Source organism: Sulfuriferula nivalis, from assembly GCF_009937995.1.
GTDB classification, from domain to species: domain Bacteria; phylum Pseudomonadota; class Gammaproteobacteria; order Burkholderiales; family Sulfuriferulaceae; genus Sulfuriferula; species Sulfuriferula nivalis.
Map to the genome: position 1 here is coordinate 2770169 of NZ_AP021881.1, position 20608 is coordinate 2790776.

At 48.0% G+C, this 20608-nt stretch carries 19 protein-coding genes and 1 riboswitch; of the genes, 10 read left to right on the forward strand and 9 right to left on the reverse strand.

Annotated elements, in window-relative coordinates; genetic code table 11:
* Positions 1-67: 67 nt before the first annotated feature.
* Together SFSGTM_RS13585 and SFSGTM_RS13590 are read left to right on the forward strand one after the other, a co-directional pair.
* Complete coding sequence (locus SFSGTM_RS13585; RefSeq protein ID WP_162085632.1) at positions 68-1195, forward strand: response regulator; 1128 nt, start codon at positions 68-70, stop codon at positions 1193-1195.
* Positions 1192-4407 (forward strand): PAS domain-containing hybrid sensor histidine kinase/response regulator, encoded by a 3216-nt coding sequence (locus SFSGTM_RS13590; protein ID WP_162085633.1) that lies wholly within the window; start codon positions 1192-1194, stop codon positions 4405-4407. Before SFSGTM_RS13585 ends, SFSGTM_RS13590 begins: the two co-directional genes overlap by 4 nt.
* Here SFSGTM_RS13590 and SFSGTM_RS13595 read toward each other — a convergent pair.
* Both SFSGTM_RS13595 and thiC read right to left on the reverse strand, forming a co-directional pair.
* Positions 4404-5231, reverse strand: coding sequence for an undecaprenyl-diphosphate phosphatase (locus SFSGTM_RS13595; RefSeq protein WP_162085634.1), 828 nt, complete (start codon positions 5229-5231; stop codon positions 4404-4406). The two genes, SFSGTM_RS13590 and SFSGTM_RS13595, sit on opposite strands and share 4 nt — an antisense overlap.
* Positions 5232-5348: 117 nt before the next feature.
* Entirely contained in the window at positions 5349-7265 is a 1917-nt protein-coding gene (gene thiC / locus SFSGTM_RS13600) for a phosphomethylpyrimidine synthase ThiC (protein WP_162085635.1), read from the reverse strand.
* A 30-nt stretch (positions 7266-7295) separates the two neighbouring features.
* Positions 7296-7392: riboswitch (TPP riboswitch) on the reverse strand.
* Positions 7393-7447: 55 nt separating this feature from the next.
* On the opposite strand from thiC, the gene SFSGTM_RS13605 reads away from it, so the two are divergent.
* From SFSGTM_RS13605 to SFSGTM_RS17135, 7 genes are all read left to right on the forward strand, one after another.
* Positions 7448-8101, forward strand: a complete 654-nt coding sequence (locus SFSGTM_RS13605; RefSeq protein WP_162085636.1) for a protein-L-isoaspartate O-methyltransferase family protein — start codon at positions 7448-7450, stop codon at positions 8099-8101.
* Positions 8101-8424: a rhodanese-like domain-containing protein gene (locus tag SFSGTM_RS13610; RefSeq protein ID WP_162085637.1), complete on the forward strand. Its 324-nt coding sequence runs from the start codon at positions 8101-8103 to the stop codon at positions 8422-8424. The genes SFSGTM_RS13605 and SFSGTM_RS13610 overlap by 1 nt, the downstream gene beginning before the upstream one ends.
* 607 nt (positions 8425-9031) lie before the next feature.
* Positions 9032-10009 (forward strand): tetratricopeptide repeat protein, encoded by a 978-nt coding sequence (locus SFSGTM_RS13615; RefSeq protein WP_162085638.1) that lies wholly within the window; start codon positions 9032-9034, stop codon positions 10007-10009.
* A 112-nt stretch (positions 10010-10121) separates the two neighbouring features.
* On the forward strand, positions 10122-10826 hold the full coding sequence (locus tag SFSGTM_RS13620; protein ID WP_162085639.1) for a hypothetical protein: 705 nt from the start codon (positions 10122-10124) through the stop codon (positions 10824-10826).
* 164 nt (positions 10827-10990) lie between these two features.
* Positions 10991-11269 (forward strand): BrnT family toxin, encoded by a 279-nt coding sequence (locus tag SFSGTM_RS13625; protein ID WP_162085640.1) that lies wholly within the window; start codon positions 10991-10993, stop codon positions 11267-11269.
* Positions 11244-11519, forward strand: coding sequence for a BrnA antitoxin family protein (locus tag SFSGTM_RS13630; RefSeq protein WP_162085641.1), 276 nt, complete (start codon positions 11244-11246; stop codon positions 11517-11519). The genes SFSGTM_RS13625 and SFSGTM_RS13630 overlap by 26 nt, the downstream gene beginning before the upstream one ends.
* A gap of 215 nt (positions 11520-11734) precedes the next feature.
* Positions 11735-11959 carry a hypothetical protein gene (locus SFSGTM_RS17135; protein ID WP_232525980.1) on the forward strand — a complete coding sequence of 75 codons (225 nt, stop codon included), beginning with the start codon at positions 11735-11737 and terminating at the stop codon, positions 11957-11959.
* Here SFSGTM_RS17135 and waaA read toward each other — a convergent pair.
* Entirely contained in the window at positions 11936-13186 is a 1251-nt protein-coding gene (waaA, locus tag SFSGTM_RS13640) for a lipid IV(A) 3-deoxy-D-manno-octulosonic acid transferase (protein WP_162085643.1), read from the reverse strand. The genes SFSGTM_RS17135 and waaA overlap by 24 nt on opposite strands.
* Positions 13183-14328 carry a class I SAM-dependent methyltransferase gene (locus tag SFSGTM_RS13645; RefSeq protein WP_162085644.1) on the reverse strand — a complete coding sequence of 382 codons (1146 nt, stop codon included), beginning with the start codon at positions 14326-14328 and terminating at the stop codon, positions 13183-13185. The genes waaA and SFSGTM_RS13645 overlap by 4 nt, the downstream gene beginning before the upstream one ends.
* Positions 14329-14373: 45 nt before the next feature.
* Here SFSGTM_RS13645 and SFSGTM_RS13650 point away from each other — a divergent pair, with 45 nt between their 5' ends.
* Positions 14374-15114 carry a pteridine reductase gene (locus tag SFSGTM_RS13650; protein WP_162085645.1) on the forward strand — a complete coding sequence of 247 codons (741 nt, stop codon included), beginning with the start codon at positions 14374-14376 and terminating at the stop codon, positions 15112-15114.
* Between the two features lie 65 nt (positions 15115-15179).
* Here SFSGTM_RS13650 and SFSGTM_RS13655 read toward each other — a convergent pair whose 3' ends face one another.
* The 5 genes from SFSGTM_RS13655 to SFSGTM_RS13675 form a co-directional block, all read right to left on the reverse strand.
* On the reverse strand, positions 15180-15740 hold the full coding sequence (locus tag SFSGTM_RS13655; protein ID WP_162085646.1) for a lipid-binding SYLF domain-containing protein: 561 nt from the start codon (positions 15738-15740) through the stop codon (positions 15180-15182).
* 198 nt (positions 15741-15938) lie between these two features.
* A complete protein-coding gene (locus SFSGTM_RS13660) occupies positions 15939-16790 on the reverse strand; it encodes a response regulator (protein WP_162085647.1) in 852 nt (283 codons plus the stop codon).
* Between the two features lie 11 nt (positions 16791-16801).
* The gene (locus SFSGTM_RS13665) at positions 16802-18490 is read right to left on the reverse strand and encodes a PAS domain-containing hybrid sensor histidine kinase/response regulator (protein ID WP_162085648.1); all 1689 of its coding nucleotides are present in this window, start codon (positions 18488-18490) and stop codon (positions 16802-16804) included.
* A 72-nt stretch (positions 18491-18562) separates the two neighbouring features.
* Entirely contained in the window at positions 18563-19324 is a 762-nt protein-coding gene (locus SFSGTM_RS13670; protein ID WP_162085649.1) for a Crp/Fnr family transcriptional regulator, read from the reverse strand.
* Between the two features lie 48 nt (positions 19325-19372).
* Positions 19373-20518, reverse strand: a complete 1146-nt coding sequence (locus tag SFSGTM_RS13675; RefSeq protein ID WP_174237421.1) for an AI-2E family transporter — start codon at positions 20516-20518, stop codon at positions 19373-19375.
* Positions 20519-20608 lie beyond the last annotated feature (90 nt).

The window sequence follows — 20608 nt, forward strand, 5'->3', positions numbered from 1 at the left end:
GCATAATACAAAGGAAAAAAGGAAGTCGACAGACAAAAGACAACAATAATACAGGGGGGACAAAGCCATGACTGATGCCACCATACTGATAGTAGATGATCAGCCGACTAATCTGGCTGTGCTGGCTCAGTTATTGCAACCCACCTATCAGGTAAGGGCAGCAAATTCTGGCGTACGTGCCCTGCAGGTTGCCGCGAGTGTTCCCAAGCCCGATCTTATCCTGCTTGATGTCATGATGCCTGATATGGATGGGCTCACGGTACTTACTCAGCTCAAGGCCAACCCAGTCACCCGCGATATTCCCGTCATTTTTGTCACCGCTATGAACTCATCTGAAGATGAAGAATATGGCCTGGAACATGGCGCTGCCGACTACATCACCAAACCAATTACACCCGCTGTCGTACAAGCACGCGTCCGCACCCAGCTGGAAGCCAAACAGGCTCGAGACTGGTTGCATAACCAGAATGCGTTTCTTGAAGCCGAAGTAGCTCGACGCCTGGCAGAAAACGATAGCATACAGTTTGTCAGTATTCGGGCATTAGCCCACTTGGCAGAGATACGTGATCCTGAAACGGGTAATCACCTGCGACGCACTCAGCAATATATCGAAGCACTAGCATTGCAATTACGTAGCCATCCCCGCTTTGCCGCCACCTTAACTGACCGAGCTATACAATTACTGACTAAATCAGCACCACTCCATGACATTGGCAAAGTTGGCATTCCCGACCATATATTGCTCAAGCCAGGTAAACTGACGCCAGATGAGTGGGAAATTATGAAAACCCACGCGAAAATGGGATCAGATGCAATCGAACGTGCCGAGTCAGACAATGAACAACCTGTTGATTTCCTCACCTTAGGCAAAGAAATAGCTCACTGGCATCATGAAAAATGGGACGGCAGTGGTTACCCTGATGGCTTATCTGGCGATGACATCCCGATTTCCGCCCGGCTGATGGCGCTCGCTGACGTCTTTGACGCGCTCATTTCACCTCGCGTCTATAAATTAGCCATGCCGGCCGAACAGGCACGCGACATTATCGTAACTGGACGTGATAAACACTTCGATCCAGACATAGTGGATGCCTTCCTCGTGATTTTTGATCAATTTGTCGCCATCGCCAGGCACTTTAGTGAGTCAGCGCAAACCCCATCATTGGACACAATCACAGCGGGGCTCAACATATGAAAATCAGCAGAACTGCACACACCAGATCAGGATTTTCGCTAGTAACCGTGCCATTAAATGGATTAGCGCTCACCCTAACCTCGCTACCCGCACACGCAATCGAGCTGACAACCGAATTTAACAAAATCCTCATAGGTCTGCCAGCCACATTAATACTGGTGGGCATTATCATCTTTCTTGTACTAAGATCACGCGAACAAGCCCAAGCCCAAACAGAAAAATTACAGGCCAGTGAATCACTATTCCGCTCTTACTTCGAGCTGGGTCAGATAGGCATGGCTATCACCTCATACGACAAAACATGGCTGAATGTAAACGACCGCCTGTGTGAAATGCTGGGGTATAGCAAAGAAGAGTTAGTCAAAATGACATGGACAGAACTGACCTATCCAGATGACCTGGAACCAGATCTGATACAACTCAGACGCGTTTTCTCCGGTGAAATCGACCGCTATGCCATCGACAAACGTTTCATCCACAAGAATGGCAGCATAGTCTACACCGCGCTAACCGTGGCTTGCCAGCGCAAACAAGACAGATCCGTTGACTACATTATCGCAACACTGCAAGACATCACCAAACGCAAACCATATGAAGCGGAGTTGACCAAATTACATCAGGCAATGGGACAAAGTCCTGAGAGCATAGTCATCACCGATCTGGATGCCAACATAGAATATGTTAACAATGCGTTTCTCAATACGACCGGCTATAGCATGGAAGAAGTCGTCGGGCAAAATCCACGCCTGCTGCACTCTGGCAAAACGCCGCAAGCCACCTATGATGCTATGTGGGCAGCACTGTCACAGGGTATACCGTGGAAAGGTGAGCTCATCAATCGGCGTAAAAACGGCGAAGAATATGTGGAAATTGCCAGCATCTCACCCATAACCCAGGCTGATGGGCATATCACACATTATCTAGGCATTAAGGAAGACATTACTGAAAAAAAACGTCTGGGTAGCGAGCTGGATCAATATCGAAACCACTTGGAAGATGTAGTCGCAGAACGCACACTGGCGCTTACTGAAGCAGAAATAAAATACCGCACGGTGGCAGACTTTACCTATGAATGGGAAACCTGGCACGACAACGATCAAAACTTGTTGTATTGCTCACCCTCCTGTTTACGCACAACGGGTTATCACGATCATGAATTCCTCGATCAGCCCCAGTTATATTACGATATTGTTCACCCTGATGACCTGCAAAAAGTACAACATCACTTCCATGCACAGGAATCAGGAAATGTAGCAACAGTGGTATTTCGCATTTACCATAAAAACGGCCAGCTACGCTGGATAGAACATGTCTGCCAACCCGTCAGAGATGCTGCAGGGCAACAAATTGGACGGCGTGCTTCCAACCGTGACATCAACGACAAAAAACTCACAGAAGATGCATTACAATACGCGCTAGAGCTCGCCGAATCAGCAGCGCAAGCCAAAGCCGCTTTTATCGCCAATATGAGTCACGAAATCCGCACTCCCATGAATGCTATTCTGGGCATGACTTATCTGTTACAGCGCAGTGGCGTGACGTCCTCGCAGCATGAGCAGCTAGACCGTATCCATGCTGCCAGTCGCCACCTGCTCGGACTAATCAACGACATATTAGACCTTTCCAAAATAGAAGCTGACAAGCTTGTGCTGGAACAATTGGACATAGATGTAGCCGCATTACCTGTTAATGTGGCATCCATGTTATCAGACCAGATCAAGGCCAAAGGCTTACGTTTCATTATTGACACCGCAACTGTTCCACACAACTTGCAAGGCGACCCCACGCGTATTACCCAGATGCTTATCAACCTGGTGGGCAATGCGATCAAGTTCACAGAAACTGGCACCATCACATTACACACCCACATGCTGGAAGAAAACGATGATACTGCATTACTGAAATTCGAAGTGCAGGATACAGGCATCGGCATATTGCCCGAAGATATGCAGCGGCTATTTACCCCTTTTGAACAGGGCGATAGCTCTACGACTCGGCGTCACGGCGGCACGGGCTTGGGTCTGAGCATTACCAAGCTCCTGGCGCAAACTATGGGCGGTGAGGTCGGCGTCAGCAGCACACCAGGCGTTGGCAGCACCTTCTGGTTCACCGTGCAACTCAGTAAATCCGATACGGGTTCGGCAAACAGATCCGTGCATTTGCCAAGAAATGCGGAAGCCATACTCAGCCGGGACTACCGAGGCGTACGTCTGCTACTGGTTGAAGATGACCCAACCAACCAGGAGGTCGCACTGGGTTTACTCCGCAGTGTAGGCCTTAACCCAGAGCTGGCCAGGGATGGTGTCGAGGCTGTAGCCATGGTGATAAATGATGGCTACGAGCTTATACTGATGGACATACAAATGCCCAACATGGACGGGATAGAAGCCACACAACGCATACGCGCGCTGCCAAACAAACAAGACATACCCATACTGGCAATGACTGCCAACGCCTTTGCGGAAGATCGAGATAGATGCATGGCTGCGGGGATGGATGATTTCATTGCAAAGCCAGTCGATCCTGATCTGCTGTATGCCACTTTACTCAAATGGTTACCGACCAGAGCGGAACAAGAAAAACCCGCCATCGTTGCCGCTGACATACCTGCTACAGTGGCGCACATTGACCTGCCTGATGAGCTGGAACACATGGTCGGGATGGATTTCCAGCGAGGACTGCGTGCAGTGCGTAATGATGTGAAGACCTATCTGCGACTATTGCACCAATTCACTGACAGTCAGTTGCAACAAATATCGCAAATCGCGAGTGCTGACAGCAGTACTTCGATACGCTGGGCACACACGCTTAAAGGCGCAGCAGCAACTTTGGGAATAAATCATTTAAGTGAATTGGCCAGCGCCTTGGAAACCGCGCTACACCAGAATTCACCCGCAGTCATCACCAGCAAACTGCGAGAAGACTGCCATCATGACTTACAAACACTGGATAACGCATTAAGCCACATCGATGCTGAGCAGGCTGAACAGGCGACAACAATAAACGTACAGAACACCATGGATCAATTAGCTAGCATGTTGGCTGCCGATGATACGGCAGCCAACATGCTGTTTGTAGCCGCTCAACCACAATTACGCACTGAATTGGGTGAGCAGGTAGATCAGCTGGGGAATCTAATTACAAATTTTGAATATCCAGCTGCACTGACACTTTTGAACACTATACGTAAGGAATACCGTCAGCAGGATTAGGTGGCCGACCAGTTCACCACGCCTGTATATGCGGTAGCAAGCACGACAATACCGAAAACGATGCGGTACCAGGCAAACACCACAAAATCATGCTGGCTGATGAATTTGAGCAATGCCCGTATCGCAATCAGCGCGCTCACGAATGCCGTCACAAAGCCAATGGCAAACAACATGATGTCGCCCTGTGAATTGAGCAGCAACTCCCTGTTTTTGTAAACTTCATACGCCGTTGCTGCAAGCAGTGTCGGTATCGCCAGAAAGAATGAGAACTCCGTAGCTGTGCGGCGTGACATACCAAACAATAAACCACCGATGATAGTCGCACCTGAGCGTGATGTACCAGGTATCAACGCCAGTGTTTGCGCCAAACCTACCTTCAACGCATCTTTCCAGCTCATCTCTTCTACACTGTCGACACGTATCACATGCTGACGTTTTTCCGCCCACAATATCAATATACCGCCAATAATGAATGCAGCCGCGACAGGCACAGGCTGGAACAAATATTCTTTGATCTTATGTGCGAACAACAAACCTAATATCGCCGCTGGTAGAAAGGCCACGAACAAATTAAACACAAATTTGTTTGAAGCTGGCTGCCCTAAGCCCTTAACCACCGTAGTAATCTTGCTACGATATTCCCAACACACAGCAAGTATTGCACCCGCCTGAATAATAATTTCAAAGGCTTTGCCGCGCTCATCGTTAAAATTCAATAAATCACCTGCCAGTATCAGATGACCCGTGCTCGATATAGGTAGAAACTCGGTTAGCCCTTCTACCAGTCCCAATATCAAAGCTTTTAATGCTAATACTATATCCATATTGCCCACTTTAATTAATTATGAAAAAACAGGGTAACAGTTCTGCATGACAGTTTGCTTAAAATAAAAAATGCGACCAGCGACTAAACACTGGCCGCACTTAATTTCAAGCAATACTTATGCCTTGCTGTAAATCTCAGAACCCTGTTTTACGAACTCTATTGCCTTAACTTCCATGCCTTTGGTCAAGGCCGCTTGTTCTGACAAACCCTGTGCCTGCGCGTAATCACGCACGTCTTGAGTAATCTTCATCGAGCAGAAATGCGGGCCACACATGGAGCAGAAATGTGCCACTTTGGCTGAATCTTTAGGCAAAGTTTCATCATGGAATTCACGCGCCTTATCTGGATCCAGCCCCAGATTGAACTGATCTTCCCAGCGGAACTCAAAACGCGCCTTAGACAGTGCATTATCACGTATCTGTGCACCAGGATGACCCTTAGCTAAATCCGCCGCGTGCGCTGCTACTTTGTACGCCATGATGCCGTCCTTGACGTCATTCTTGTCAGGCAAGCCCAAATGCTCTTTCGGTGTGACATAGCACAACATTGCCGTGCCATACCAGCCTATCTGTGCTGCACCAATCGCGCTGGTGATGTGATCATAGCCAGGTGCAATATCGGTGGTCAAAGGTCCCAAGGTGTAGAACGGCGCTTCATCACACCAGTCCAGCTGCAAATCCATGTTCTCTTTAATCATCTGCATAGGCACGTGTCCAGGACCTTCTATCATCACCTGGCAATCATGCTTCCACGCTACCTGAGTCAATTCACCTAGCGTTTTCAATTCAGCCAATTGTGCATCGTCATTGGCATCGTAAATTGAACCTGGACGCAATCCATCACCCAAACTAAAACTGACGTCATAGGCTTTCATGATTTCGCAGATATCTTCAAAATGGGTGTAAAGGAAACTTTCCTGATGGTGCGCCAGACACCATTTCGCCATAATCGAACCGCCACGCGAAACAATACCTGTCATGCGGTTCGCTGTCAGTGGCACATGCGCCAGACGTATACCGGCATGGATAGTGAAATAATCCACACCCTGCTCCGCTTGCTCTATCAACGTATCACGGAACATTTCCCAGGTCAGGTCTTCTGCCTTACCGTTAACTTTTTCCAAAGCCTGATAGATAGGCACAGTACCGATGGGTACAGGTGAATTACGAATTATCCACTCGCGAGTTTCGTGGATGTTTTTACCCGTTGATAAATCCATCACCGTGTCACCACCCCAACGGATAGCCCAGGTCATTTTTTCGACTTCTTCCTGGATGGAAGAGCCCAGTGCAGAGTTGCCAATATTTGCGTTAATTTTCACCAGGAAGTTACGCCCGATGATCATAGGTTCGATTTCTGGGTGGTTGATGTTGGCTGGAATAATCGCACGGCCACGGGCAATTTCTTCACGCACAAATTCAGCTGTCATGGTTTCTGGCAATGCCGCCCCATACGAATGGCCGCGATGCTGGCGACCCATCAGTTCAAACATTTTTTGACCTGTAGGGCCAGAATTCTTGAGTGACTCCAGATATTCCTGGCGGCGCATATTCTCACGGATAGCCACATACTCCATCTCAGGGGTAACGATGCCCTGACGTGCATAATGCATTTGGGTTACATTTTTGCCTGCGATTGCTTTACGTGGCTGGCGCACCAGACCGGGGAAACGCATAGATTGCAGTTCAGCGTTGTGTAAACGCTCATTACCAAATTCCGAACTCAGCCCTGACAATACCTCGGTATCGCCACGACCTTCTATCCACGGTGTACGTACACCCGCTAAACCTTCACGGATATCGATACTGACAGCTGGGTCAGAATAAGGACCCGAGCAGTCATAAACATAAATCGGTGGGTTAGGCTCAGCGCCATAAGAAGCAGAGGTATCAGACTGGCTGATTTCACGCATAGGCACTTGTATATCTGCGCGCGAACCTTGCACGTAAACTTTACGTGAATTCGGCAATGGCTTAATCGCGGCCTCATCAACATGGGCATTCGCGGCGAGAAATTCTGGATTGGCGTTCATTGGATGTCCTTAAAGCAATAAATAAGCGTAAGGAGCAGTTGAGTGCTTCCCTACGACGGCATGACCCGTATCAGGTTCGAAGGGTGTATCTCACTTCATTTTTCAATGAAGACCCCTAGCAGAGGTGTTAAATTATAGGAAATATGAAATAATCGCAAGATATTAGTGAGATAGGTGTCAAAATGAATATAGAACAAGTCCGTTTTAACATGATAGAGCAGCAAATTCGTCCTTGGGATGTGCTCAACCAAACCGTACTCGACCTGTTAGTTCAGGTGAAACGCGAAGATTTCGTCCCAGCACAATACAGCACCCTCGCTTTCGTCGATATGGAAATTCCATTAGGTCACGATGAAGTCATGATGTCGCCAAAACTGGAAGCGCGCATATTGCAAGAAGTCGCCGTGCAACCCACCGACACCGTGCTGGAAATCGGCACAGGTAGCGGCTACCTCACCGCCCTGCTTTCCCACCTGGCCAAACGTGTTTACAGTGTCGATATCATTTCTGATTTCAAAATGCAGGCACATGCCAAGCTCGCTGCGCATGGTATTAAGAATGTTAATCTGGAATCTGGCGATGCTGCCAAGGGCTGGTCTAAACACGGCAAATATGACGTCATCATCGTCACTGGCTCGCTGCCTGTATTGCCTGAATCCATGTTAAAAGACCTCAACATCGGCGGCCGTTTATTCGCTATCACTGGCGATGCACCTGCCATGTCAGCGCAGCTTATCACCTGCATGGGCGCAGACTCATATAACACCGTCACCCTGTTTGAAACCAACATCAAACCACTAAAAAACGCAGTACAACCTGAGCGTTTCGTATTTTAGTGCAACAACTCAGCGCAGCGCAACTAAACGAGTGGCTGTCCAACCCCTCACGCACACAACCAATATTGCTTGATGTGCGTGAGCCTTGGGAATACCAAATCGCCCACCTGAGCAACGCCCAGCTCATGCCTATGCACACCGTGCCCGAGCAGATGCAGACACTAGATAAGCAAGCCCCTGTCGTAGTCATCTGTCACCACGGCGTACGCAGCATGCATATCGCCAGACTATTGGAACACCACCAATTTACTGACCTTTACAACCTCAGCGGTGGCATAAATGCCTGGGCACATAGCGTAGATCTGGATATGGCGGTTTACTAGTTAGGCTGTATCCGACATTTTGCTGCCAATTGAGTTAACTGGTAGTTTTGCAAATTAGGTTACGCAGTCAGTATTTCAAACTATTTGATGATGTGGATGATAACAGGCCGAGCAGGACGAGAGTTCAGCCTTACATTTCACACAAATTCAACAACCAAAATATCGCTTGTAAGATCAGACCCTAGCGTGTTCGTAGCACACATCAATAACACATCCGCACTGACATCACCCTAGCAAAACGTTCAGCCTGCTCATTCCCTGTGTGTAGGATAAAATACGTGCATCGACTATAAGTCTAACGTGGCATCATCTTTTACATCCACTCCATCGCCTTACATGGTTTGGTAAAAACCTGTGCAAAGAAATACTTGAACGTCTATTTGGGCAAGCCAGCTGCCCCCCAGGACTCCACGCCACTCCGTGCAATAGGCAACACACCTCCATGTTCATTACCCGCCCCACATCCCTAGCCACAACTACCATACACCCCCTCAAACGAATCAAATAACCATTGATTGACATCAAGATTACATGTAGGTTATATTCTGCCAACATTAACAGAGATTACCGCATATAACATTATTAGAAAAAGACAGGGAAAAGCAGAATGGAATACAACTTAAAAAAATTATCTTCCGCTATTATTTGCGGGTCAATTTGTTTTTCCATTTCCGCCAATGCTGGATTTTTTGATAAATTAAGAATGGCATTAGGTGCCACATCTATTGTTTTTATTGAACCACCACCTATTCATGAAACGATTAAATATCGGCACTTAATATTGCAGAACAACTCATCATCTAATCCGCTATTCTCACGATTAGAGAACAATCTAACCAGTTTTCGCATTAATCAATCTGCTTATTTTGATCAGGTAAGTACCACCCCACCTGCTACAAATGAGATGAAAGATACACAATGGGCCATTGTCGATATTTCAACCGATTTATACGAAGTTCATGATGAACGAAGCTCAGAAATAAGGGCGCAATGCCAAAATGGTAAGCTTGTCTGCCATGACAATGAAGCAAGTCACTTTTACGTGGGCTGTAACACTAGGACAGCGACGGTCAGCGGGAAAATCACTTTTAGAGATGCGATAACTCAAAAAACGATCACAGCAGATGTTGGATCTGACAAAGAGATATCTAAAGTTTGTCAAGACACAGGGGGCAACCTTGTGGATTCAGAAACTCTACTTGGCAAGGCTGCCGACGTTGTATCAAACAAATTAACGGCTAAATTTACACCAAAGACCGATAAACAAATTTCAAAACTGATCGAGGAAGACTCGTCCCTGCCGATCGCAAATGACAAACTTAAACAAGCTTATCGTTTAGCAAGTTCTGGAGATGTAAATACCGCGCTTAAAATATATAACCAACTCATTACGGACGGAACTTCTGACGGCATCATCCTATTTAATGCCGCATATTGTGAGCACGCTCAAGGCAACTTTAAAAAAGCCCTTGAATTGTACCAAGCAGCTAGCAATGCGCCGAACGCTCCAAAAGATGTCATAGCAGAGTTACAAACGAAGGTATCTGATTTTGTTGCCGCAGGTATTGATACCGCCGTTAATTAGACAGCCAGATGTCGCGTGAGGATTTCCCCACCTTTTGCCAAGACAAACTTGCTTAAGCAATATTAGAAATAGGTGCTACCACCTAGAATCAATTTAAAACTAAAGGATTTTTATGAACAAAATAATACTGGCTGGAGTTGTAACTTCACTTTTTTTAAGCGCTTGTTCTACCATGCCAATTGATAGCGCCATGCCTGTGCAGGGGACTTTAAAAAATACAAAAGAAATTGGCCTGAATTTCCAAACTGAGGCCGTTAAGCCTCGTGTCGATTTTGCTGTAACAGGCTATACGATCATAGGCGTTGCTTATGTGGCAGCATCAGTTTCAACAATGAACTCACACTCGGAAGCGATGCAGACTGCATATCAAAAATACTTAGCAGCTCACCCTGATGCGTTAACGCTTAAAGATGCATTTAACAATAAGCTAAAACAAGATTTGGAGAGCCGAGGCATTAATCCACAATTGGTACAAGTGACCAAAAAGGCAGATGACAACAAGCACCTTTCTTATGCGATGGATAGCGGATTAAAAGTACAAAAAGTGGTCGTAATTGATGGACTAACATCTCAGTATTTTGCAGCTGATAACGGTTCAGACTACCACCCACGCTCATCTGTTTTGGTGTCTATTTTCGATTCCAACAACAATTACGCAAAACCTGCTAATCAGGAGCGCGTCGTTAATTTAGAGGTGTCTGATTACGCCTATCCGAATTTCGATTCGTTGGCGGCAAATCCAGATAAGTCTTATATCGGATTACTTACCAATGTGGAAAAACTAGCTGATAAGGTCGCAAACGAGCTTTATCAATAAGGCACATAGAAAAAATGTCATCCCACCATTCAGTGAGGATGACAACCAAAATATCAATTTATAGCCAGACCCAAGTGTGTATTACTTTCACGCGAAAGCATAGGGTGTTGGTGTGCATACAATATACCTTGACACAATATCTATTTGTACATACACTTTAGTGCATGAAAATCGATTTTGATCCGATCAAGAACGAACGAAATATCAAAGAGCGTCAACTTTCGTTTGATCGAGCGGCAGAAGTCGATTTCAATACTGCGCTGGTATTTCCTGATACCCGAAAAGCATATGGCGAAACTCGTTACATCGCGCTGTGCTACCTGGATTGCCGGCTGCACGTGCTGTGCTTTACCGAGACCGAAACGGGCATTCGGGTAATCAGTTTCCGTAAAGCTAATACGAGAGAGGCAAATAAACATGGCAAGCCGCAAACCATTAATTAACAGTGACGGCGAGATCCGCGAACTGACCGCAGAAGATATGGCAAAATTCAAGCCAGCCGCTGAAGTGTTGCCACTGTCCCTTAGAAATAAACTAGGAGTGCGTGGCTCCCAGAAGGCGCCAACCAAAGAACGCATTACCATTCGGTTATCACGAGACGTGGTTGAGCAATTCCGCGAAAGCGGTGATGGCTGGCAAACCCGTGTGGACTCAGCCTTGCGCGAGTGGCTCAAAAATCATTCTCCGGCATAAGACGCTGCTCAGTCAAAATCGAAACAACGTGGGCGAACCTTACATTTCACACAAATACAACTACTAAAATCTCAATTATTAAACCCTGCCGTTCCATTTAGCATTTAATGTTCATGGGAAACCCCTAGTCACAGATAGCGTGGCGCATCCATGCGGTCACACAGTATACGAATGTCGCAATGCCGCAGGCGGCGGGAGTAAGGCGATACTCAGCCATGCGTGGTCAACATTCGCTGTTTGAAAGCGTCAGCATCGAATGGGCTTGGTTCTCCGCTGGCTTCCCCGTCAATCAGCGCATCGCGGATATATTCACTGTCGATGGTATAGTGGCCAGCATCAATCCGCGCTTTAACGCAGCTGTCTTGCTGATCAGTCCCAGTAATGGTCTTGCGCACGATTCTCATAATACAGTCTTGTTACAAGTGGCACTGGTTAATTAACGTCATCAACCGCCCTGTAGCACCCTGATGACTGCCACTGAAAGTTAACGCGGCTGCGTGCATTTGTTGACGGCGTGGCTCGTCGGCGAGGAGTTCGGCGACGGCATGGGTCAGGCTGGCTACGTCTTGCACTTGCATTGCCGCGCCGCTGGTGATGGCGGTTTGCGCGACTTCGGCGAAGTTAAACATCGACGCGCCGATGATAATGGGGCAACCTACTACCGCCGCTTCTATAGGATTCTGCCCACCTAACGGCATGAGGCTACCGCCGATAAATGCGACATCCGCCAGTGCATAATAGGCGTAAAGCTCACCCATGCTGTCGCCTAACCAGATTTGCGTATCTGCGCTAATTACCTCACCTGAACTGCGGCGCTGATAACGTAACTGACGCTGCTGTAACAATGCTGCAACCTCGTCAAAACGTTGCGGATGGCGTGGCACGATGACGAGTAATGGTTTATCAGGCATAGCTTGCCAGGCATCCAGTATCAGCGACTCTTCACCTGCCCGCGTACTCGCTGCAACCCATATTAATCTGCTGCCGATTTGGCTACGCCATTGCTGCCCTAACGCAACTAATTCAGCAGGCGGTGCATTATCGAACTTCAAATTACCCGTCACCGTCACGTTTTGCCCACCCAATTGCCGCAAGCGTGTGGCATCCTCTTCGGTTTGAGCGGCAATGTGAGTGAACTGCGTCAGCGTGTCGGGAATTAGCCTGCCCAGCTTGGCATAACGACGCGCAGAACGCGCTGACAGGCGCGCGTTGATCAACATCATGGGAATATGATGTTGATGGCTGATACTAATTAAATTCGGCCATATCTCGGTTTCCATGAGCAAACCCAATTGCGGCTGAAAGTGGCGCACAAACCGGCGCACAGCAAACGGAAAGTCATAAGGCAGGTAAACTCGCCACACACGGTCAGCAAACAGGCGCTCGCTGGTTTCTCGCCCGGTAGGGGTGGTATGGGTGAGTAAAATCTGATGATGTGGATAGGCGGCCAATAAGGCCTCGACTAACGGTTTCGCTGCTCGGGTTTCTCCCACGGATACCGCATGCAGCCAGATCACTGGGCGCGTCACTTGCTGGGTATAAAAACCAAAGCGCTCGGCAACGTGCAGTAAATATCCGCGCTGTTTGCGACCACGCCATAGCAGATGAATGAGCGTGTAAGGCAGCAGCAACCAGATCAGTAGGTTATAAAAGAATCTCGCTATCATAATCGCCGCGTTTGATCGCCTTGTGTAAAACCGAGCAGTGGCATCTCCATAGCCCGTGTCCATGCCATCACTTTGAACAGCTCACCCATTTCAGCTGGGCTCATAAGTTTTTGCACCGCCGCAACTTGCGGCACATAGGCGGCAACATCATCAGCTGAAGTGAGTGCTAACAAATCAGTAATCCCACAATTAATCAGAAATTGCGCCTGACTGGTGTAACCAGCCAACTGCAAACCTGCATCTATGCCCGCCACCCCCACAGCGGTGAAATCAACGTGGGCGGTAATGTCCTGCAAGCCGGGCAAATAGTATGGATCAGGATGAGCGTGCTGCCGATAATGGCACATCAGCGTACCCTGATTGCGTTGCGGATGATAATACTCGCCCTCGCCAAACCCATAATCTATCATCACTATTGCGCCGCGTTGCAGGCACTGACCCAAGCTGCTGATAAAGCCCTGCGCGCTTAAATTGATTTCGGTGAGGTAATCGGGCATTAACGCCAATGCAGTTGCTGCATCGAATAACACACCTTGAGTAAGCGGCTGATCCTGCCAGACGAATTGCTGGTTTTCACTCACCACACCGCGTTCATACAAGCCGTGCTGTATCTGATGAATGATATGCACTGGCATCGCATCCAGCACCTCGTTGCCGATAATGCATCCAGTGAATGCAGCGGGAAGCTCACTCAGCCACTGCACTTTATTTATCCAGTCTGGTAACTCTTTGGCAACCAGCTGCTGCTGCCGCTCACGTAAGTCTGCGCTCACTTCCAGAATGTAGTAATGACCAGGCGCGCACTCCAGCCGTATCAATTCAGCCAAGATATCACACGCCAAACGCCCGCTGCCAGCGCCAACCTCAAGCACATCCCCGCCCGTTACCCGCAAAACCTGTGCAACTTGTTGCGCCAGACTGCGTCCAAACAAGGGTGAAATTTCAGGCGCGGTCACAAAATCACCTGCCGCACCCAGTTTCGCCGCCCCCGCACTGTAATAACCCAGACCAGGTGCGTACAATGCTAATTCCATATAGCGTGCAAACGATATCCAGCCACGGGCTTGTATTTCCTCGTTAATGACTTGCACCAGTTGCTGGCTAATGGATAATGCTTCAGGCGTAGGTACGGGTAATGACATAAACTCGACGTAGAACAGTAAAAGTGCAAGGATAAAGGAAATACGATGGATGGCAAAACGATATTAATCACAGGCGGCGCAAAACGGGTAGGGGCAGCGATATGTCGTCGCCTGCATGCTGCGGGTGCCAATCTGGTGATTCACTATCATCAATCCGCCAAGGAAGCGCGTAAGCTGCAAGCTGAGTTAAACAGCTTACGCGCCGGTTCAGCCATGTTGATTCAGGCCGATTTACTCGACTGCACCAGTTTTTCCAATATCATCAGCACCACACTCAACCATTATGGCCGTCTGGATGCGCTGGTGAACAATGCCTCCAGTTTCTTTGCCACTCCTGTAGGCAGCATTGGCGAAGACGATTGGCTAGATTTGATAGGTACCAATTTAAAAGCTCCGCTGTTCCTCGCCCAGGCTGCTGCGCCAGAACTGCGCAAACAGCGTGGCTGTATCGTCAATATCAGTGATATACACGCTGAACGGCCGATGAAAAATTATGTAATTTACAGCATAGCCAAAGCAGGACTGGACGGCCTCACCAAATCTCTGGCACGCGAGCTGGGTCCGGAAGTGCGCGTCAATGCCGTTGCGCCTGGTCCCATACTGTGGCCAGAAGAGGCGAACAAGATAGATGAAGTTTCACGCCAACGCATCATCTCCCACACCATACTCAAGCAGGCTGGTAATCCTGATGACATCGCACTGGCAGTTTACTATTTGATAGCGAATGCCCCGTATGTCACAGGACAGGTGATTAATGTGGATGGTGGCCGTAGCGTCAAACTTTGAAATATCTCAGACACAAAAAAGCTGACCCGTTATACACGGGTCAGCTTCAACGTCGTAATTAGAAATTAACGTTTGATAGGTGAGATTTTAGTACCCTCGATACTGATACCTGCCATCAGACCTTGCTGATCAAAGATAAATGCGTAAGCATCATCTTTCAAAGTGGATGATGAAAGATTCTTGGCAACGCCTTCATCTACTACGACCACGGTTGGGCCCACGCCGATTTCCCAGCCTTTGGATTTATGCAGATACTTAACGGCTTTATCACTCATCAGGAACACTACATAACCATATGATTGTGCGCCTGCTTGCAGACCCCACGAAGCTGAGACTGAGTTGTAGTAACCGCTCACGCCGGTGCCTTTGTACAGCACGCCCTCACCATAACTGCCGCCGAACACCAGGCCAGCTTTGACGATATTAGGGAATACCAGCGTTGCCTTGGCTTTCTTGGAAATATCCTCTGCAAATGGATGTGACTTATACAAAGTATTCAGTGCCTGTTGCGCATCATTGTTCAAATCTTCTGCTGTCGCTGCACTGGCAACATTACTCATCGTACCCAGCGTGAATGCTGTCGCGGTAACGAGTAGCAAATTAGTAAAACTACGTCGTGTAATCATGGTGTATCTCCTAATATAACAAATGGTCACCTCGACCTGATTGGCACTATGCCTGGCTGTTTGCAAAAACAGCCACTTCGGCCACTGTGCCGACCGAAGCAATCACAATTGAAACACTGAATGTTCCGCCTGTTGAGAAAGGAGATTACGCTTATCAATACACCACATCTGTGCGCCAGCACACATAGCAAACAATACTCACACTGGCTTTAACTCACATCGGCGTATGGATGCCGCCCCCATACACTCAGTCACATTTCTGCCTATACCACGATACCCAGTAAAGCGCCCTGATGCATCAAACACAGGCTCGCCACTCACTTGAAAATACTGATATTCACCATCCACACTTTGACGACGAAAAAGCAGATCGAGAAATGGACGGCGTGCAGCAATATTTGCCCTTAATATCACTAGCTCGCTCTCATTTTTTTGAGATAACACAGCATCATCAGGTGCATCTTCAGCAGGTATGCCAAGCATCTCCAGCACCGCACCATGCGTCCTGGTATAGTTCCCGACTGCGTCCTGCTCCCAATACCAGTCGGAAGATAATTCCGCCAAACAACGAAAACGCGCTTCACTTTCCCGCAATTCAGCTGTACGTTCTTGCACCATCTGTTCCAGTATCTGATTGTGTTGTTCAAGTTGCTTATACAACAATCGCACTTCCAGCATATTGTGGATACGCGTCTTGAGTTCAACCAGATCAAACGGTTTTGACACAAAATCTTTCGCTCCGCTAGCCAGCGCACGCAGCTTATGACCAGGCTGGGCGGTAATCACTAGTATAGGAACATAACTGTCAATTTCAAGTTGCTGTAGCGCTTCCATCACCTGAAAACCATCCATGCCAGGCATCTGCAGATCCAGCAGAAGCAAGTCAAAATGATGTTCACTATGCAATGCACATACCGCAAAAGGATCAGTGGTTGACGTGAAATTGCTATAACCAGCTTCCGTCAACATTTGCTCAAGCAAATCAATGTTGGCCTGCTGATCATCTACAATCAGAATATTGGCATTCAGAATATCAGTAGTATTAATCATCAAAGTGCTTCCTAGTTAACTGCATGTTCTGCCCCTGTCTCCGCGAATTCCAGCGCCACATCAAGTGTTTCCATAAATTCGTTGATCCTGATCGGCTTGGTAAGATAGCGGAAAAATCCAGCATTCAAGCCTCTTTGTATATCATGCGGCATGGCATTAGCACTGATAGCCATTACCGGAATATGTGCCGTAACAGGATCTTCAAGCAACATTTTAAGCGCCTGAATACCGCTAATACCTGGCAGATTGATATCCATCAAAATCACGTCTGGCTGGTGTATGCGAGCCAACATAATACCGCGCGTGCCATCTACCGCGCTTAACAGGCGCATATTGTCGCGACGGTCTACCAGCTGTTTCACCAGCTGCATATTTGCCTTATTGTCTTCTATATACAATAACGTACTCAACTTGGTGCCATGAGGAATTGGGCATTGCGGCAAATCATGGGGATAGTTCATGCTAGTGAGCAAACTCATAGGCGATGCGACTTTCAGCTCTATCCAGAACACACTCCCTACACCGACAGTGCTTTCCACCCCCATCTCACCCGCCATCAGTTCAACCAGACGCTTACTCACCACCAGACCGATGCCAGTCCCCTCTTCAGCACCCGCCTCTTGCCCGAGACGATTAAATGGCTGGAATAGTTGCGCGAGCTTCTCAGCAGACAATCCCTCGCCAGTATCTCGCACACTGATGCGTATGTGCTCAGGTGCTTTGACGCTACAAGTGACCTCAACCAATCCACCTGCGCAATTATATTTAATTGCATTGGTCAGCAGATTAACCAGCACCTGCTTGACCCGTGTTCTATCGGCATAAGCAAAATACGCGTCATCAACCTTGGGGAAACTCATGTGTATGCCACTTTTTAGCGCTTGTGGCTCTATCATTGCCTGGCAGTCCAGCAGTACTTCGGACAACGACATGGGTTCAAGCGACAGCGACAACTTGCCAGACTCAATCAAGGCAAGATCAAGAATCTCATTTATCAGCTCGAGCAGATACCAGCCAGCCTGAAGAATCTGGTTAATGTTGGCTTTCTGCATAGGAGTGGGCAATGGCGTGCCCAATTCCATTAACTGAGCAAAACCCAGTATCGCATTAAGCGGCGAGCGTAATTCATGACTCATACTGGAAAGAAATTCGGATTTTGCCAGATTAGCCTTTTCCGCGGCAGCTTTGGCATATGTCAGCTCGGTCTCTACTTGCTTGCGCACCGAGTTATCGGCACCGATCAGCAAATAGCCGATGATGTCATCATAATCATCACGCAATGCTGTGATCGACACGATGGCCGGGAAACGGCTGCCATCCTTACAGATGTAGGTCAGATCATAGCTGTCTTCGATACCACGGGAGGCTTTGTATGCCAGGGCTTCAAAGCCCGGCGTAATTGTCGTAGATAACTCTTTGCTCAACGCCTGTACACGCGCCATAACTTCTTCCGGGTCATGTATATCGCTAGGGTTAATCTTGTTCACAACCTCTGCGGCCATATAGCCGAGCATGCGTTCTGCACCGATATTAAATAGCTGGATTATGCCTTTTTCATCCGTGGCAATAATCGAGAAATTAGCACTATTGAGAATTGCGCTCTGCAAGGCACCTGTTTTCAGCAGTGCTTGCTGACGCTGGCCCTCCACAGCATTCACTGCGGAATCGGTAATATCGGTATCGTAAATTTTAATTGGCATGATATTCCTATGTTATTGCGCTAGAGGGGCTGACAATAAGTATTGCTGCAGCGTACAACTGTAATTTCCAGCTTAACGTACACATACATCACTCAATAATCGGTTGAATTCAGTTTTAACGACGGCATAACATTCACATACACGGGATTCCAGACCTGATCTATCGAGTACCGTAATATGACCACGACGGTAACTAATACAACCAGCCTGTTGCAAATGGCCGGCGGCTTCGGTAATCCCTTCGCGACGTACGCCTATCATGCTGGCTATCAGTTCCTGCGTCATCGTCAGCTCGTTACTTGGCAGCCGATCCAGTGTTAATAACAGCCAACGGCATAATTGCTGCTCAACTGAATGATGGCGATTACAGACTGCAGTTTGTGATATCTGGGTAATTAATGCCTGTGTGTAGCGCAGCATCAGCCGCATCATTAGGCCACCACTATTGAACTCCTGCACTATCAGCGCTGCTGGCACACGATAACCATGGCCACCAGTCTGGATAATCGCTCGACTGGGTGTGGTATTACCGCCCATGAACAAAGAAATACCCAGCATGCCTTCATTACCCACACCCGCAATTTCAGAGGAAGCGCCATTTTCCATCACATACTGCAACGATATAATGGCAGTGGTCGGGAAATACACGTATTGCAACTTACCACCCGACTCATATAAAACATCGCCCAGTGGCATGGCGATCAATTTTAAATGAGGTGCAATGCGCTCAAACTCAGCCGCAGGCAGTGCTGCAAGGAGATGGTTCTGTTTGGGATTGTCCACATAGTCCACCGAAAAATCCTCTTTTTGACGCGAACTTGATGCTGTTAGCATACACGCATATGTTTTAAATAGTAGAAGCATCTTGCACACCAACAGTTGCTATTCACCCAGAACTTCCGCCACGGGTTGCAACTGTTCCACATGCTGAGATATAACTTTAATAATGACGATGATCGGTATACCAAGCAACATGCCCCATATCCCCCATAACCATGCCCAGAACAATAGCGAGATGAAAACAGCAGCCGCATTCATTTTGGCAATTCTGCCTGTCACCCAAGTCGTTACAAAAGTACCGATAAACGTGGCGATCGCCAGAGAAGTACCAGCAACCAACAACCCCATCGACCACGAATCAAACTGCAAATAGGCAACCATTCCAGTAGCAACTGCGGTAAACATTGGGCCGATGTAGGGAATTGTATGCAACAGACCTGCTGTCACTGCCCATCCCCCCGCATTATCCAGACCTGTCCAGCGAAATGCGATCCAGCTCAGCAAGCCTAACAGTACATTGGTTACTAACAACATGAACATGTATTTCTGGATCGAATTGTTGATGTCGCTAAGTATGTTGATCGTAATTTTCTTCCTCGACAGGGATGGCCCGGTAAGTCGTAGCAATTTGCGTTTGAACGTATCACCACTCGCGAGAAGAAAAAAGGCCAGAAAGACCACCATGGTCGCCTGACTGATAAAACCTAATGCGCTCACAGAACCAGCCCACATCACATCCCCCAGCTTGAATCCAGGCTTATCGATAACAATGTGGGTAACTCGTTGCTTGTGCACAGGTGGAACACCCGTTATCTGACTGCCTGCCTGCTCCATTTCACCCACAGCAGTTTGCACCTTCTGCAGGCTACCGCCCGGATCATCTCGTATATTGACCAAACTGGCAGATAATTTGCTGGCAGCCTGGGGCAATTGCAGGAAAATGGTCTGCATCTGCCCACGCAACGCGTAAACACCCAGCGCGAATGCACATACAAATACTACAATCACCATACTAGTACCGAGCAGGCGTGGTACTTTAATGCGCTCCAGCAATATGACGAAAGGATTCAGCGTATAAGTCAGGAAAATACCGAGCAACAGGGGTACAAAAAAAGTTTGCATCCAGTCCAATGCAAAAACCACAGCAACTGCAGCCAGTATACTAAGCGCCAGACCTCGCGCATCAACAGGTACGTGAACGACAAAGGCATGAGCACCTTCCACCGTGCCAGAAGCTGGCGCTATCATGCCCGCATCCTTATCCGCTTTTATATTCCCTTCAGCACACACAACTACTTATCACTGAGTTGGCGCATAACTTTCCAGGCTAGCCAGCCA

Excerpts from the sequence above, each read along its gene's own strand:
- SFSGTM_RS17135 (WP_232525980.1), top strand. The coding sequence starts at position 11,735 with ATGCGTGGTCAACATTCGCTGTTTGAAAGCGTCAGCATCGAATGGGCT.
- SFSGTM_RS13645 (WP_162085644.1), bottom strand. The coding sequence starts at position 14,328 with ATGTCATTACCCGTACCTACGCCTGAAGCATTATCCATTAGCCAGCAA.
- SFSGTM_RS13650 (WP_162085645.1), top strand. The coding sequence starts at position 14,374 with ATGGATGGCAAAACGATATTAATCACAGGCGGCGCAAAACGGGTAGGG.
- SFSGTM_RS13670 (WP_162085649.1), bottom strand. The coding sequence starts at position 19,324 with ATGCTAACAGCATCAAGTTCGCGTCAAAAAGAGGATTTTTCGGTGGAC.
- SFSGTM_RS13620 (WP_162085639.1), top strand. The coding sequence starts at position 10,122 with ATGAACAAAATAATACTGGCTGGAGTTGTAACTTCACTTTTTTTAAGC.
- SFSGTM_RS13625 (WP_162085640.1), top strand. The coding sequence starts at position 10,991 with ATGAAAATCGATTTTGATCCGATCAAGAACGAACGAAATATCAAAGAG.
- SFSGTM_RS13665 (WP_162085648.1), bottom strand. The coding sequence starts at position 18,490 with ATGCCAATTAAAATTTACGATACCGATATTACCGATTCCGCAGTGAAT.
- SFSGTM_RS13615 (WP_162085638.1), top strand. The coding sequence starts at position 9,032 with ATGGAATACAACTTAAAAAAATTATCTTCCGCTATTATTTGCGGGTCA.
- SFSGTM_RS13675 (WP_174237421.1), bottom strand. The coding sequence starts at position 20,518 with ATGATAGCGCCAGCTTCTGGCACGGTGGAAGGTGCTCATGCCTTTGTC.
- SFSGTM_RS13660 (WP_162085647.1), bottom strand. The coding sequence starts at position 16,790 with ATGATTAATACTACTGATATTCTGAATGCCAATATTCTGATTGTAGAT.
- thiC (WP_162085635.1), bottom strand. The coding sequence starts at position 7,265 with ATGAACGCCAATCCAGAATTTCTCGCCGCGAATGCCCATGTTGATGAG.
- waaA (WP_162085643.1), bottom strand. The coding sequence starts at position 13,186 with ATGATAGCGAGATTCTTTTATAACCTACTGATCTGGTTGCTGCTGCCT.
- SFSGTM_RS13585 (WP_162085632.1), top strand. The coding sequence starts at position 68 with ATGACTGATGCCACCATACTGATAGTAGATGATCAGCCGACTAATCTG.
- SFSGTM_RS13630 (WP_162085641.1), top strand. The coding sequence starts at position 11,244 with ATGGCAAGCCGCAAACCATTAATTAACAGTGACGGCGAGATCCGCGAA.
- SFSGTM_RS13590 (WP_162085633.1), top strand. The coding sequence starts at position 1,192 with ATGAAAATCAGCAGAACTGCACACACCAGATCAGGATTTTCGCTAGTA.
- SFSGTM_RS13655 (WP_162085646.1), bottom strand. The coding sequence starts at position 15,740 with ATGATTACACGACGTAGTTTTACTAATTTGCTACTCGTTACCGCGACA.
- SFSGTM_RS13605 (WP_162085636.1), top strand. The coding sequence starts at position 7,448 with ATGAATATAGAACAAGTCCGTTTTAACATGATAGAGCAGCAAATTCGT.
- SFSGTM_RS13595 (WP_162085634.1), bottom strand. The coding sequence starts at position 5,231 with ATGGATATAGTATTAGCATTAAAAGCTTTGATATTGGGACTGGTAGAA.